Genomic DNA, 14087 nt, shown 5'->3' with positions numbered 1-14087 from the left:
CCGCGCCTGCGTTTGGGGCGCGTGGCGGCGTGGGTGCGGTCGCGCGCTGCGGCGCCCGCGCGGGGGGGGGGGGGCCCCCCCGCCGCCGGGTTCTCGGACCGTCAGACCAGCCAGCCGACGAAGTGGACGATGCCGGCGAGGATGTCGGTGAGAAGGTTCATGATCGTGCAGCTCCTTGCGCTGTGCATGTGTGGGACCTACTTGGGACATGTGCGTCAACTACGGTCTGCAGCCCGTTGCTTGCACACGGTTAGTATCGTTGGTCCCTGCAGTCACATACGCTCTTCAGAGCGACGATCACCTGTTCCAGGGAACAACTGATCGCCTGTTCGGATCACGCCCAGCTCGGCCAAGTCCTGTGGACGCAGTCGCAGTTGGTCCGCCGTGGCCTCCACCTCCCCGGGCGGCCGCTTCAGGATCGCCGCCGCGAGCTCCGGCGCGATGACGGAGAAGTAGCTGTCCGGGGTGGCCCAGGTGCGGCCGGGCGCCGCGAGCGCCAGCGCCCCGCCCGAGCCGCCCTCGCCGATCACCAGTGTGGTCACCGGCGTGCGCACCGAGGCCACCGCGCCGAACAGCTCGGCGATCGCCGCGCCCACGCCCTGCCGCTCCGCCTCCGCGTCGTTGGCCGCCCCCGGCGTGTCCACCAGGGTCAGCACCGGGATGCCGAGCCGCTCCGCGAGACGGATCAGCCGGGTGGCGGTGCGGTACCCGGCGGGCCCGGTCGCCGTACCCGTCTGGGCGGCGTACGCGACGGTCCGCCCAGCGTGCTCGCCGAAGCCGCACAGCATGCCGTCCGGGTCGGTGCCGCCGCAGCGGTCCCCGGAGAGGGCGACGCGGTGGGTGAAGTAGGCGTCCAGGTACGCCCCGGCCCGCGGACGGCCGGGCGCCCGGGCCCGGCGGACCGCGTCCCAGCCGGTGGCCGGGAGGCCCCGCGCCCCCAGCGGTCCTGGCACCGGCGCCGGATCGCCGGACGGTGCCGTCAGCAGCCGCAGCCACCGTCCCAGCGTGCCGCGCAGCTCCCCGGCCGGCACCACGGCGTCCGCGCTGCCCGCCACCACCTGGGCCTCCGCCGTGTACGCCGCCGGATCGGCGTCCGGCGGCCGGACCCGGGAACCGGCGAAGCCGACCTGGGCGCCGGGCAGCGCGAGGACCACGTCGGCACCCGCGCCCAGGGTCGCCCAGCCGCCGCCCGTGGCCGGGTCCCGCACCACGGCGATCTGCGCCAGCCCCGCCTCCCGGGTGAGCGCCGACTCCCGGGCCACCCGCTGGAGCTGGGTCAGCGCGAGCATCCCCTCCTGCATCCGGCTGCCGCCGGTGGCGACCAGCGGCACCACCGGGAGCCGGTGTTGGCGGGCGTAGGTGTACGCGGCCTCCAGCCGGTCGCCGGTGCGCCGGCCCAGCGAACCGCCGAGGAACCCGAACTCGAACGCGACGAGCACGGCCCGCACGCCCGCCACGTGCCCGGTGCCGCAGACCACCGACTCCTCCTCGCCGGTCCGCTCGGCGGCGCGGGCCCGGGCGGCGTCGTAGCCCGGCCAGCCCAGGGGGCCGTCGGGCGCCGACCGGCCGCCGGGGTGGGGGAGTTCGGTGAAGTCGTCGGTGACGACGGCCAGGAACTCCCGCGCCGACGGACGGTCAGTCACGGTTCAGCGCCCGCTTCATGATCTTCCCCATGTCGTTGCGGGGCAGCGCGTCGAGGTACCGGACCGCACGCGGCCGCTTGTGCGGGGCGAGCCGGGCGGCCACGTGGTCGGCCAGCGTCTCCAGCGCGGGCGGCGCCTCCGGGTCGGCCGGCACGATCCACGCCACGATCCGCTCCCCGAGGTCCGGGTCGGGCTCCCCGGTGACGGCCGCCTCCCGCACCGCCGCGTGTTCGAGGAGCGCGTTCTCGATCTCGCCGGCCCCGATCTTGTACCCGCCGCTCTTGATCAGGTCGGTGGCCTTGCGGCCGACGATGCGGACATAGCCGTCGGGGTCGCGCACCGCCATGTCGCCGGTGCGGAAGAAGCCGTCCCCGGTGAAGGCGGCGGCGGTGGCGTCGGGGCGGTTGAGGTACTCGGTGAACAGGTTCGGGCCGCGCACCTGGATCTCGCCGACGCTTTCCCCGTCCAGCGCCGCGATCGGCGTGCCGTCCTCCTCCACCAGCCGCAGCTCCACCCCGGGCAGCGGCACGCCCACGGTGCCGGCGCGCGGCTCGCCGTCCGCCCGCACGCTCGTGTTCATGAGCGTCTCCGTCATGCCGTACCGCTCGATCACCCGCCGGCCGGTCGCGGCGGCGATCCGCTCGTGGTCGTGCACGGGCAGCGCGGCCGACCCCGAGACCAGCAACCGGGCCCCGGAGAGGGCCTTCGCCAGTTCCGGGTCGCCGGGCAGGGACTCGGCGATCCGGTGGTACATCGTCGGCACCCCGAACAGCATGGTCGCGCCGTCGTTCAGCTCCCGCGCCGCGCCCTCGGTGGAGAACCTGCCCAGGTGCCGCACGGAGCCGCCGCGCCGCAGCGGCCCGAGGACGCCCAGCACCAGTCCGTGCACGTGGAACAGGGGCAGCCCGTGCACCAGTACGTCGTCGCCGGTCCACTGCCACGCGTCGGCGAGCGCGTCCAGGGTCGTCGCGAGCGCGCGCCGGGGGATGACGGCGCCCTTGGGCGGGCCGGTGGTGCCGGAGGTGTAGACGACGAGCGCGGGGTCCCCGTCGTCGGAGCGGTCCTCGGGCACGGGCCCGGTGGCGTGCGCGTCGACGTCGACGCGCCCCAGGGCGCCCAGGGCCGACGGGAGTTCGGCGTCCGGGGCGGCCAGGACCAGCGACGGCTCGCTGTCGGAGAGGATGTGCGCCAGTTCCTTGTCGCCCGACTTCGGGTTGAGCGGTACGGCGGGGACCCCGGCCAGCAGCGCCGCCACCACGGCGACCGCGGTCTCCATCGCCGGTGTCGCCCAGACGGCGACCCGGCCGGCGGTCCCGATCCGCCCGGCCGTGGCGCCCGCGGCGGCGGCGAGTTCCGCGTACGTCAGTGAGCGCTCGCCGAACCGCAGGGCGGGCCGGTCGGCCGGGGCCGGGGAGAGGGCCGGGAAGAGAGAGGACACGCGTCGTACTCCTTAGCTGTTGCTCACGATTGCCGGTCTTCCGAGGGGCCTACCCGAAGCCGGGCACGACCAGTACGAGCCACGCCAGCGCGGGCACGGCCGCCACCACGATCCCGCCGTACACCATCAACTGCCGGAAGAAGCGGTCCCGGTCGACGTCCGGCGCCGCGGCCAGCACCAGCGCGCCGTTGGTCGAGAAGGGACTGACGTCCACGACCGTCGCCGACACCGCGAGCGCCGCCACCATGCCGACCGCGCCGATCTCGCCCTGCGCGAGGAACGGCACCGCCAGCGGGATCAGCGCCCCCATGATGCCCACGGAGGACGCGAAGGCCGACACGATCGCGCCGATGTAGCAGAGCAGCACCGCGGCCAGCAGCGGGACGCCGATGCCGCCGACGCCCTCACCGGCCCAGGTGATGGTGCCGATCTCCTCCAGCACACCGACGTAGGTGAGCACGCCGCAGATCAGCAGGACCGTGGACCAGGCGATCTCACCGACCGCGCGGCGGCTGTCGTCCGGCCAGGCGGTGCTCAGCACCACGGCGAGGCTGACCGCGGTCAGACCGGCGTCCAGATCGAACCCGAGGACGGCCACGACCAGCGCGACCAGGGCGACGAGCGTGGCGGTCCGGGCGGGGGTGAGGCGGGTGGCGCCGCCGGTGCCGTCGGCATCCTGGTCGGGGCGTACGGCGACGGCGGTGGGGGCGGTGGGGGCGGTTCCTCCGGCGCCGGTGCCGGACCCGGTGCCCGCGCCCCCGCTCGTACCGGTCCCGGTCGTCTTGGTCCCCCCGCCCTCGCCGTCCACCGGCACCGACCCCCGCGCCCACAGCTTCCGCCCGCCGAGCACCGCGAACAGCACGGACGCGATGAGGAGGTTGGCGATCAGTGAGGCGAGGAAGAGGCCGACCTCGCTGCCCGGCAGGTCTTCGCGCTCGACGATGCCGTTGACGATCGAGCCGTAGATGCTGATCGGCGAGAACCCGCCGGCCTGCGCGCCGTGCACCACCATCGTGCCCATGAGCAGCGGGCTGATCGAGTAGCGGGTGGCGAAGCTCAGCGCGATCGGCGCGACGATGGCCACCGCGGCCGGGCTGACCGCGCCGATCGCCGTGAGCGCCCCGGTGAGCGCGAACATCACCCAGGGGATCAGCGCGACCCGCCCCCTGACCAGCCGGACGGCCGCGTGCACCAGCCAGTCCGTGGTGCCGTTGGCGCGGGCGATCGCGAACAGATAGGTGACGCCGACGAGGACGACGAACAGATCGCCGGGGAAGCCGGCGAAGATGCCGTCCGCGTCGAGGTCGGCGACGAGCGTGCCCACCCCGAAGGCGGCGGCGAAGGCGAGCGCGCCCATGTTGACGGAGCGGGTGGTGGCGATGACGAACACCACGACCAGGACGAGGATCGAGACGAGTTCGGGGGACATGCGGGGGCTCCCGGGTGCTGTCCTGCTGGAAACCTGAATGGCCGAGTGGCTGAGCCACTGTGCCTTGGAAGGTGCGGTTGGCAGGTCAGCGTGGGCCCCGACCGGAGCGCCGTCAAGGGGTCGCGCAGAAATTGGCTCAGCCACTCGGCCATCGGGCGCCCGGTGCTACGCTCCCGGCGAGAGGGGGATCCGTGACCGACGCCCTGCGCCCCATGACCAAGCAGCGCCTCTACGAACAGGTGCTGGAGCGGCTGCGCCAGTACGTCACCGACGGCGGCCTGCGGGCCGGCGACCGGCTTCCGCCCGAACGGGACCTCGCCCAGCGCCTCGGCGTCAGCCGGGCCTCCGTGAAGCAGGCCATCGTGGTCCTGGAGGTCCAGGGCCTGGTGGAGGCGCGGCACGGCGGCGGGACGTACCTGGTCCGGGACAGCCTCGACGTGGAACCCGTCGAGAGGATGGTCGAACGCCGCCGGCGCCTGCCGGACGTCCTGGAGGCCCGCGAGGCGCTGGAGACGAAACTCGCCGAACTGGCCGCGGAGCGCCGCACGGAGGACGACGTGGCCGCGATGCGGGCCGCGCTGACCGTGATGGCCGAGGAGATCGAGCGGGGCGACCACGGGGTCGAGGGGGACCGCCTGTTCCACGCCGCGGTGACGGCGGCGGCGCACAGCAGTCTGCTCGCCGAGTTCATGCGCTCCATCGCCCACCAGATCGCCGAGAGCCGCACCGAGTCGCTGCGCCAGCCCGGCCGGCCCGGCCGCTCGCTGGCCCAGCACCAGGCCATCCTCGACGCGATCGCCGCCGGGGAGCCCCGGCAGGCGGCCACCGCGATGCGCCGCCATGTCCGCACGGTCGCCAAGGTCCGGCTGCTGGATTGGGACCCCGAGGAGGAGCGCTGACCGTGGCGCCGGACGGCCGCTAGCCGGGGGGCGCTTGGCCGGCGACCGCCGTGCGCTGGAGCAGCCCCCACGTGAACTCCGCGACCACCTCGTGCCGTACGCCGTCCCGGTCCGGGGCGGTGAAGGCGAGGCCCCAGCGGGTCGGCGCCGAGCCCTGGAGGGGGCGGGCGGGGGAGAAGGCGCGGGCCGCCTCGTCGACCGTGCAGGACCACGGGGTCAGGTCGTCCAGGGTGCGCAGGTCCGGTGCCTCGGCGCCGGGGGCGCGCACCAGCCACGCGTTCCAGACCACGCCCTTGTCCGCGACGAGCACCTCGAAGCGCAGGTCCGGCCAGAGGGGCAGCGCCCACCGCCGGGCCTCGCACTCCAGGTCGCCGATCCGGCGGGGAGTCGCCGACTCGGGTTCGCCCAGGACCGAGCGGATGGGGGTACCTCCCATGCCCTTAAGGCAATGGGGGAGGGCGGCGGCCGAGCGGGAGCGCGGCGAGCGGAGCATCGCCTGCCAGCGCTTGTTGGCCTCCCTCATCTCGGCCGGCGAGGCGCCCAGCTCGCGGCGGGCGTCCTCCACCGGGCCGGGGTTGTGGTCGGCCATGCGGCGCAGCAGCACCAGCTGGAAGTCGCGCGGGGTGAAGGGGCCGGCGGGCTGCTTTCCGGTGGGCATGGACCCCATCGTGGACCATGCGGTCGCCGCCGTGTGGCCATGCGCGGCGACGCACGCCCATTGCCCCGGCAAACGCGGTATGAGTAGCCTGTGTTCGCGATTACGACCGCTTGTTGAAATCTCGAACACACCGAACACGCCGAACACACCGAACACACCGAACACACCGAACACACCGAACACACCGAACACACTTAGGGAGGGGACCGGACATGGGACGTCTCGTACCCGCCGTGACCCGGGCTCTCGACATTCTGGAGCTCTTCCTCGACGGGGACGGCACGCTCTCCGCCCCCGACATCGTGCGCCGGCTCCAGCTGCCCCGCACCACCGTGCACGAGCTGGTCACCACGCTCGCCGCCCGCAAGTACATCGTCCAGGTCGCCGGGCAGCCCGGACGGTACCGGCTGGGCGTGCGTCCGTACCAGCTCGGCGCCCGCTACGCCGAGCACCTCGACCTCGCCGCCGAGGGCCAGCAGGTCGCCCGGAGCGTCGCCGAGACCTGCGACGAGACCGTGCACGTGGCGATCCTGGAGGACACCGACGTCATCTACATCGCCAAGGTCGACTCCACGCACGCGGTGCGCATGGTGTCCGCGGCCGGACGCCGGCTGCCGGCCCACTGCACGTCCGTGGGCAAGATGCTGCTGGCCTCGCTGCCCGAGCCGGAGGTCGCCGCGCGCTTCCCGGACGGCACCGAGCTGACCGCGATGACCCCGAACAGCATCACCGACCCGGCCGCCCTGCGGGAGGCCCTGGCCGGCGTCCGCGAGCGCGGCACGGCGGTGGAGAGCCGCGAGTCCAACCCGGACGTCTCCTGCGTGGCCGCCCCGGTGCGCGACCGCACGGGCCGGGTCGTCGCCGCGCTGTCGATCTCCGTGCCCATGATCCGCTGGAGCGAGGAGCGCCTCGGCGAGCTGGAGGAGCTGGCCGTCAAGGGCGCCGCCGACCTGTCCGAGCGGCTCGGCCACCGGAGCGCGGCGTGACGGCGGGCGGTACGGCGTACGAGGTGGCCGTCCGGGCGGAGGCGGCCCTCGGCGAGGGGCCCACCTGGGACCCGGCGACCGGCCGGCTCCTGTGGATCGACATCCTGAACTCCCGCGTCCACACCTACGACCCGGCCACCGGGCGGCGTACGGTGCGCCGCACCGACCAGCACGTGGGCGCCGTCAAGCCGCGCGCGGGCGGCGGCCTCGTCCTCAATCTGCGCGACGGGATCGGCCTCCTCGACCCCGACGGCGCTTTCCGCTGGCTGCACCGCGAGGCCGTTCCCGGCCGCCGCGCCAACGACGCCGCCGTCGCCCCCGACGGCAGCCTCTGGGCGGGCACCATGCGCTACGACGAGGCGACCGGCGGCGGCACGCTGACCCGGTTCACCGCGGACGGCACGGCCGAGGTCGTCCTCGACGACGTGACGGTGAGCAACGGCACCGGCTGGAGCCCCGACGGCCGGCTGATGTACTACGTCGACACCCCGACCTGCCGCATCGACGTCTTCGACACCGACCCCGCCGACGGCCGGATCACGGGCCGCCGCCCGCTGGCCGTGATCGAGGAAGGCGCCGGCTTCCCCGACGGCCTGTGCGTCGACGCGGACGGCAGCGTCTGGGTCGCCCTGTGGGACGGCGGCGCGGTACGCCGCTACACCCCGTCCGGCGACCTCGACCGCGTACTCCCGCTCCCCGTCCCCCGGGTCACCGCCTGCGCCTTCGGCGGCCCCGGCCTGACCGACCTGTACATCACCACGGCCCGCGTGGGCCTGTCGGCCCCGCCCCCGCTCGCGGGTTCCCTCCTGGTGATCCCGGACGCGGGCCGTGGTCTGCCCCAGCCGGCGTTCGCGGGCTGAGCGGCGCGTTCGCGCCGGGCGCCCTGCGGCCCCCGTTCCCGGGTGCAGCTGCGGTCGGCGTTCGCGCGGAGAAGCGCGTGGCCCGCGGCGGGTGGACCCGGGTGAGCGCGTCAGGCGCCCCCGTCCCCGGGGGCACCCCCAGCCGGCGTTGGCGGGCTGAGCGGCGGCGCTCGCGGCGGGCGGACCTCGGCGCGCCGCTTGCTGCGGGCGGACCCGGGCGAGCCCGTCGGCCTCCCCGTCCCCGGGGCCGCCCCAGTCGGCGTTCGCGGGCTGAACCGGGGCTCCCGCAGTGGACGGGTGAGGGGCCGTCAGGCCCCCGTGCGGTCCAGGGTGCCCAGTACCCCGCGTTCCTCCGGCGTCAGGGGCGGGCCGGACAGTGGGGGGAGGGGCGAGCCCGTCAGGGCGGCCACGGCGGCGTCGGGGCGGAACATGCGGGTCGGGGGTGTGCGCATGCTCGTGACGTCCCAGATCGCCGAGGCCGCCGCGAAGGAACCGGTCGCCGCCCTCGTCATGCGCCGCGTGTACGCCGTCACCACCCGGTCGGTGGCGCCGGGCCGCCCGCCGCGCACTCCGGGGTAGAGGACGTCCTGGCCGACGGCCATCGACCACGCCGCGTCCACCGAGCGGGCCGCGCCCCGCAGCGCCCGCCGGGCGAGACCGGGCGCGTCGACGCCGTCGGCCCGGTCCAGTTCGCGGCCGAGGACGCGCGCGCCGAACGCGGCCACCGACATGCCCTGCCCGTAGGCCGGGTTGAAGGTGCCGAGCGCGTCACCGAGGACCACGAAGCCCTCCGGCCAGAGGGGCGCCTTCTCCAGGTAGCGGCGCACGTTGCTGGTGGACCGGCTCAGGTGGATGTCGGTGAGCGGTTCCGCGCCGGAGATCAGCCGCCCCACGATCGGGTCCGGCAGATCGAGCGTGTACCGCAGGAACCCCTCCGGGTCGGCCGGCGGTTCACCGCCGCGCGAGCCGCCGCAGCTCACCAGCCAGCGGTCGCCCTCCACCGGCATGACCATCGCGCTCCGGGCCGGCCGGGACACGTACGGGTTGGCCTGCACGATCGTGAGGGGGAACCGCGCCGCTCCGGCCGGTACCCGGTACACGCGCGAGGCGTTGACCAGCCCCGAGTCCACGGTCCGCGTCCGGACACCGGACAGCCCGAGGCCCTCCAGCCAGCCGAGGACCCGGGTGCCGCGCCCGCTCGCGTCGACGACCAGGTCGGCGTCGAGGTCCGTGTCCCCGCCGGGCGCCGCGATCCGCACCCCGCGCACCCGCCCCGCGGACCCGGTCAGTCCGACCACGGTGGCCCTGCGGACCTCGACCGGCGCCTGTTCGAGCACCGCGGCCCGCACCGTCCAGTCCACCAGCGCCCGGGTGCAGGTGAGCATGACCGGCCCCTCCCGCCGCCACCGGCGCAGCCAGCCCTCCGGGGTGAGCGCCAGCATGCCCGAGCTGAGGGATATCTCGTGGGCCCCGGCGGCCAGCAGCCGCTTGCGCAGGCTCACGCCCGGCACGATCTCCTCCATGGCCGCCAGCCCGCCGGTCATCAGCAGATGCGCGTGCCGCCCCTGCGGCAGCCCCCGGCGCTGGTGCGGCCCCTCGGGCAGCTCGTCGCGGTCCAGCACGACCACCTCGTCCACCGCACCGGCGCTGGACAGCACGGCCGCGGCCAGCATGCCGGCCAGACCGGCACCGACGACGACAGCTCTACGCGACATGGGGCTCCTCGGGTTCGGTCAGGGTCCTGGGCAGGGCGGACGGTCCGGCGCCGTCGGGCGCGGTGGCCCGCCCGGGCGGGTGGTGCAGTGCCTGCGCCAGCTCCACCAGCCCGCTCGGGCCGGGCACTTCGGTGGCGTGCAGCCGGTAGGTGGCGGCGCTCTGCGGCGGTTCCTCGCGCGCGGCGGCCCGGCGCGCCGCGTCGGTGAGCATGGCGGCCTCCGCCGCCAGCCGGGCCTGGTGGGGGGAGCGGCCCGCGCGCAGGGCGGTGTCCCGCACCCGCTCACGGACCTGGTGGTCGAAGTACGGCGCCAGCGTGAGCAGGGCGTCGTGGATGGACACCTCACGCCACTGGAGCCGGGCCTGCGGGAGCTGCCACCAGGTCGCCGGGGGCTTGGGGGCGGTGGACACCGACCGCACCAGCGACCACAGCGGATCCAGCCGCCGGTAGTCGTCCAGCCCCCGCCAGTGGGCGACCACGGGCGGCAGCAGCCTGGGCAGCACGAACCCCGCCGAGCACAGCAGCGCGGCCAGCGAGGCCATCGGCGGGGCCACCGAGGTGGACAGGAAGTCGAGGTCGTGACCCGACCAGCGCGCCACGACCGCCGTGTACTTGGTCAGCTGGAACCCCACCACGTCCAGCGCCGCGCCCAGCAGGATCAGCCGCAGCCCGACCCGCAGCAGGCCGCCGACCTCGCGGCCCCACTTGACGCAGACGGCGCACATCACCAGCATCGCCGCGCTGTGCCCCAGCAGGTACAGCAGGATCATCTCCCGCATGAAGGGCGTACCCGCGTAGTACGTGTCGAGGTCGGTCAGCCGCTCGGTGTCCGCGTCGGCGAGCAGGAACAGTACGACGATGGCGACCACCAGCAGCCCGTAGGCGGCCATGCTGCGCAGCACCATGCGCCGCACCCGCGCCCGGGGCCCGCCCCGCCAGTTGATCAGCAGCACCAGCACGGCGCAGCTGTACGCGGAGAGCATCCCGTAGGTCAGCGGGGCCCCGAAGTTGGGGACGCCGGTGAGTTCGTTGACGGTGGCCAGGGTGGCCGGCGCGGCGCACACGAAGACCAGGGCGCCGAGGACGATCGCCACGCAGGTGGACAGCGTCAGCGGGTTGCGCATGGCTGTGCGCGGCCGCCGGAACAGCAGCACGGAGGTCATGCCGAACACCAGCGCCGCCAGGTACACGACGAGACTCATGCCGGACAACTCCTCTCGTGCGGGACTTCGTTCACGTGGTCCCCGCCGTGGTCGCACCGCTCGGCACGGCGGCGAGGGCCGGCACCGGCGGGGCGGTGGCCAGCACGTCGGCGATCCGGCCGAGGGCGGCCGGGCCCGGCGCCCGGCCGCGGGGAGGGCCGGGGGGAGGGCCGGGGGGAGAAGCGGGGGGAGAGCCGCCGCCCGCGGCCGGCGCGAGCACCCGCCGCGGGTCCGCCTCGCGCCGTACCGCCTCGGTGATCACCGCGGCCCAGGCGGCGGCCTCGGCCCGTTCCGGGTCGCCCGTCGCCGCCAGCACACCGGCACGGGTCCGGTCGTACAGGTCCCGGTCGAGATAGGCGTCCAGATGGCCGAGCGCGTTGTGGATGCTGGTCTGGCGCCACATCAGGCGGGTGGCGGGCGAGGCGAACCGGGGCCGGGGCAGCCGCAGTGCCCGCCGGGCGAGCAGGTCGTCCAGCACCCGCTCCAGCGGCCCGAGCCGGGCGTACGTCCGGCCCGCCCGCCGCCACTCGGTCACCCGGGGCGCCACCAGCGGGACGAGCACTCCGACGACCGTCAGCAGGGCGCCGAGCCCGGCGGCGGCCGGGGAGACGGTGGTGCCGAGCGCCGACCAGTCCCGCCCGGACCAGCGCGCGCCCACCGCGACGAGCTTGGCCGTGCTGTACCCGGCGCCGCACAGCGCGCCGGTCCCGAGGAGGGTCAGGCCCGCGCGCAGCCCGCCGCGCACTTGTCGCGCCCAGCGCAGCGCCGAGAAGGTCGTGACGGTGACCGCGGTGAGGTGCGCGACCAGGTACAGCACGATCATCTGGGCGATGAACGGGGTCGTCGCGTAGTAGGTGTCCAGGTCGGTACGGCGCTCCACGGGCGCGTCGCCCAGCGCGAACAGCACCCCGAGGCCGAGGACCACGGCGGCGTAGGCGAGCGTCCACCGGCGTACCGTCCGGTCCACCCGGGGCCCGCCGCGCCAGCGCACGATGAGGACCTGGGAGGCCGCGCAGTACCCGGTGATGGCCGCGTAGGTGAGCGGTGCCGCGAGGTTGGGCACCCCGCTGAGCCGGTTGACGGCGCCGACCGTCGGCGGCGCCCCGAGCAGGAAGCAGAGCCCGGCGAGCGCCAGCACCGCGCAGATGGCGCCCAGATACGGGTCGCGCCGGTGCCGCAGCAGGTCGGGTGCCTTCACCACCAGGCAGAGCCACAGCACTCCGCAGCTGACGTAGTTGATCAGGCCGTTCATCTCGTCGTCCCGCGGTAGTTGAGCGCGGCCCCGATGCGTCCGGCGAGGTCGGGCGGGTCCTCCGGTCCGTCGCCCTCCGCCGCGAACACCGAGTCGGTGGAGGCCTCCAGCCAGGTGCGCAGCCGGCCGCCCATCAGCATGCCGAAGCGGTCCGCCTCCTGCTCCTCGGCCAGGGAGAAGTCGGTGCGCGCGGCGACCGGCCCGGGCTGGCCGTCCGGGGCGCCGTCCGGCTCCGCCTGCCTGCGGCTCATGTGCCACACCTCGTGGCAGAGGATGACGATCTGGTGCCACATCGCGGCGCGTTCGTCCACCACGATGTCGTCGTGGTGCTCGCGCTCCAGCCACAGCCCGCTCGCGGTGTGCGGCGGGAACGCCGCCCGGTGCACGACCACCTCGCGGCCCCGCCACGCGCTCACGGACGCGACGAGCGCCTCGAAAAGGACTTCGGGATCCGCCGGCACGGGAACCCGGATGGGGTCGATGAGGGCGTCAGCGAGCCGACGCATCTCCTTCCTGGTACGCACCGCTGTCTCCCCGTTTCCCCGGCTGCTGCTCGGTCACCAGTGCAATATGCCAAGACGGGTGCCGTCCGGGCCAGTTCCAGGTGTGTCTCGGTCACTCGGTGACCGCCATGGTGTCCCCGGGTGCCATCGCGCGCGCCCGGACCTCCCGGATCACGTCGGGGTGGCCGAGGGCGCGGGAGACGGCCCCGATCCCGCTCAGGAGGTCCGTGGTGTCGGGTTCGCCGCCGCTGCCCTCGCCGCCGCGGTCGTCTTCCGTGCCGGGACGGGTGTCGACCGCGTCGAGGACCACCACGGCCGCGGCGAGCGCCTTCGCCCGTTCCGGGGCGAACCCCAGACCGAGGGCGGCGTGGTACGAGCGCGCGCCCAGCCGCTCGTCGGTGCGGCGGGCCAGCGGCAGCAGGACGTCGCGGATGAAGGTCTCGCGGCGGGTCAGGCGCAGTTCGGGGCTGGCCCACAGCACGACCGGCACCCCGGAGCCGTGCACGGAGCGCATCAGCCGGTACAGCGGCCGCAGTTCGCGGTGGGCCAGCCGGATCCGCCGCCGCTCGCGCAGGTACTGGCCGGCGTGCGGCAGGATGAAGCCGACCGCGATCGACACCGCGGACAGACAGGCCAGGGCCGGGGCCACGTCCAGGCTGAGCCAGTCCAGGTCGTTGCCGGTCCAGCGGGCCACGACGGCGGTGAGCTTGGCGGCGTCGAAGGCCAGGTTGAGCGCGTAGCCGACGCCCAGGAACCGCAGTCCCCGGCGCAGCCAGGCGTCGAATCCGCCGGTGCGGATCCAGTTCCAGATCAGCCGTGAGGTGATGAGGACGGCGGTGGTGTGCGCGAGCAGGTAGAGCAGGATCTCCTCGCGCATGAAGGGCGTGTTGGCGTAGTAGGTGTCCAGGTCCCGGGTGCGTTCCACGGGCACGTCGGCGAGGGCGAACAGCACCCAGAGCGCGACGATCACACCGCCGTAGACGGAGACCACCCAGCGGGTGGCCCGGCGGGTCGGGGCCGAGCGTTCGGACAGCCCGTCGCGCCAGGCGATGATCAGCACCAGGCAGGCGCCGCAGAACGCGGTGAGCAGCGAGTACACCCAGGGCGCCGAGATGTTCGGCACGCCGGTGACGTGGTTGACCCAGACGATGGTCGAGGGGGCGACGAACACGAACACCGCGCAGGCGAGCAGGAGCAGACCGCCGACCGCGCGCAGCAGCGGGTCCTTCCAGAGCCGGATGATCGTCGGCAGTTTGATCGCCAGGGCGGTGGCCAGGACCGCGGCGGGGATCCACCAGTAGGACGTGTAGAAGGCGCTGAGGAACGAGGCCGGACCCGTGGCCGCGTTCGCGGACTCCATCGCGTCCCTCCGCTCTCGCTCGCCGCCGCATCCAGGGCCGTTCGAGCCTACGCGGCCGGACGTGTCCGCGTCAGGCGAGTTCCGTTGTCCGGAGGGCTGGATTCCGGAGTTCTGGCCCGGGTTCCTGCGCGAACCATTGACGC

At 74.7% G+C, this 14087-nt stretch carries 12 protein-coding genes; 3 read left to right on the top strand and 9 right to left on the bottom strand.

All coding sequences use genetic code 11. The features are described 5' to 3' along the window. Window positions 1-272: 272 nt before the first annotated feature. The 3 genes from ACFWR9_RS20345 to ACFWR9_RS20335 are packed head-to-tail and all read right to left on the bottom strand — an operon-like array spanning window position 273 to window position 4510. Entirely contained in the window at window positions 273-1643 is a 1371-nt protein-coding gene (locus tag ACFWR9_RS20345) for a carboxyl transferase domain-containing protein (protein ID WP_383843954.1), read from the bottom strand. After that, on the bottom strand, window positions 1636-3081 hold the full coding sequence (locus ACFWR9_RS20340; protein WP_383843951.1) for an acyl-CoA synthetase: 1446 nt from the start codon (window positions 3079-3081) through the stop codon (window positions 1636-1638). The genes ACFWR9_RS20345 and ACFWR9_RS20340 overlap by 8 nt, the downstream gene beginning before the upstream one ends. Window positions 3082-3130: 49 nt before the next feature. Next, window positions 3131-4510, bottom strand: coding sequence for an SLC13 family permease (locus ACFWR9_RS20335; RefSeq protein ID WP_383843948.1), 1380 nt, complete (start codon window positions 4508-4510; stop codon window positions 3131-3133). Between the two features lie 191 nt (window positions 4511-4701). Between ACFWR9_RS20335 and ACFWR9_RS20330 the strand changes: the two genes are divergently transcribed. Further along, window positions 4702-5409: a FadR/GntR family transcriptional regulator gene (locus ACFWR9_RS20330; protein ID WP_383843944.1), complete on the top strand. Its 708-nt coding sequence runs from the start codon at window positions 4702-4704 to the stop codon at window positions 5407-5409. Between the two features lie 19 nt (window positions 5410-5428). On the opposite strand, the gene ACFWR9_RS20325 is transcribed toward ACFWR9_RS20330, so the two are convergent. Next, the gene (locus ACFWR9_RS20325; RefSeq protein ID WP_383843940.1) at window positions 5429-6067 is read right to left on the bottom strand and encodes a hypothetical protein; all 639 of its coding nucleotides are present in this window, start codon (window positions 6065-6067) and stop codon (window positions 5429-5431) included. A gap of 212 nt (window positions 6068-6279) precedes the next feature. On the opposite strand from ACFWR9_RS20325, the gene ACFWR9_RS20320 reads away from it, so the two are divergent. Both ACFWR9_RS20320 and ACFWR9_RS20315 read left to right on the top strand, forming a co-directional pair. Next, window positions 6280-7053 (top strand): IclR family transcriptional regulator, encoded by a 774-nt coding sequence (locus ACFWR9_RS20320; protein WP_383843938.1) that lies wholly within the window; start codon window positions 6280-6282, stop codon window positions 7051-7053. Continuing rightward, window positions 7050-7913, top strand: coding sequence for an SMP-30/gluconolactonase/LRE family protein (locus tag ACFWR9_RS20315; RefSeq protein ID WP_383843935.1), 864 nt, complete (start codon window positions 7050-7052; stop codon window positions 7911-7913). Before ACFWR9_RS20320 ends, ACFWR9_RS20315 begins: the two co-directional genes overlap by 4 nt. A 308-nt stretch (window positions 7914-8221) precedes the next feature. On the opposite strand, the gene ACFWR9_RS20310 is transcribed toward ACFWR9_RS20315, so the two are convergent. The 5 genes from ACFWR9_RS20310 to ACFWR9_RS20290 form a co-directional block, all read right to left on the bottom strand. Further along, a complete protein-coding gene (locus ACFWR9_RS20310) occupies window positions 8222-9628 on the bottom strand; it encodes an NAD(P)/FAD-dependent oxidoreductase (protein ID WP_383843932.1) in 1407 nt (468 codons plus the stop codon). Then, window positions 9618-10829, bottom strand: coding sequence for an MAB_1171c family putative transporter (locus ACFWR9_RS20305; RefSeq protein ID WP_383843929.1), 1212 nt, complete (start codon window positions 10827-10829; stop codon window positions 9618-9620). Before ACFWR9_RS20305 ends, ACFWR9_RS20310 begins: the two co-directional genes overlap by 11 nt. Before the next feature lie 31 nt (window positions 10830-10860). After that, window positions 10861-12081 (bottom strand): MAB_1171c family putative transporter, encoded by a 1221-nt coding sequence (locus ACFWR9_RS20300; protein ID WP_383843925.1) that lies wholly within the window; start codon window positions 12079-12081, stop codon window positions 10861-10863. Next, window positions 12078-12605 carry a toxin gene (locus ACFWR9_RS20295; protein WP_383843922.1) on the bottom strand — a complete coding sequence of 176 codons (528 nt, stop codon included), beginning with the start codon at window positions 12603-12605 and terminating at the stop codon, window positions 12078-12080. The genes ACFWR9_RS20300 and ACFWR9_RS20295 overlap by 4 nt, the downstream gene beginning before the upstream one ends. Window positions 12606-12696: 91 nt before the next feature. Then, a complete protein-coding gene (locus ACFWR9_RS20290; protein WP_383843919.1) occupies window positions 12697-13944 on the bottom strand; it encodes an MAB_1171c family putative transporter in 1248 nt (415 codons plus the stop codon). Window positions 13945-14087 lie beyond the last annotated feature (143 nt).

It is taken from the genome of Streptomyces sp. NPDC058534 (assembly GCF_042717365.1).
Lineage (GTDB): Bacteria > Actinomycetota > Actinomycetes > Streptomycetales > Streptomycetaceae > Streptomyces.
Note: the sequence above shows the minus strand (reverse complement) of the source record. Positions and strands in the feature narration are given on the sequence as shown.

What these genes read in the sequence shown, in the direction of transcription:
- ACFWR9_RS20335 (WP_383843948.1), bottom strand. Translation starts at nt 4,510, where the DNA reads ATGTCCCCCGAACTCGTCTCGATCCTCGTCCTGGTCGTGGTGTTCGTC.
- ACFWR9_RS20325 (WP_383843940.1), bottom strand. Translation starts at nt 6,067, where the DNA reads ATGCCCACCGGAAAGCAGCCCGCCGGCCCCTTCACCCCGCGCGACTTC.
- ACFWR9_RS20320 (WP_383843938.1), top strand. Translation starts at nt 6,280, where the DNA reads ATGGGACGTCTCGTACCCGCCGTGACCCGGGCTCTCGACATTCTGGAG.
- ACFWR9_RS20310 (WP_383843932.1), bottom strand. Translation starts at nt 9,628, where the DNA reads ATGTCGCGTAGAGCTGTCGTCGTCGGTGCCGGTCTGGCCGGCATGCTG.
- ACFWR9_RS20305 (WP_383843929.1), bottom strand. Translation starts at nt 10,829, where the DNA reads ATGAGTCTCGTCGTGTACCTGGCGGCGCTGGTGTTCGGCATGACCTCC.
- ACFWR9_RS20300 (WP_383843925.1), bottom strand. Translation starts at nt 12,081, where the DNA reads ATGAACGGCCTGATCAACTACGTCAGCTGCGGAGTGCTGTGGCTCTGC.
- ACFWR9_RS20290 (WP_383843919.1), bottom strand. Translation starts at nt 13,944, where the DNA reads ATGGAGTCCGCGAACGCGGCCACGGGTCCGGCCTCGTTCCTCAGCGCC.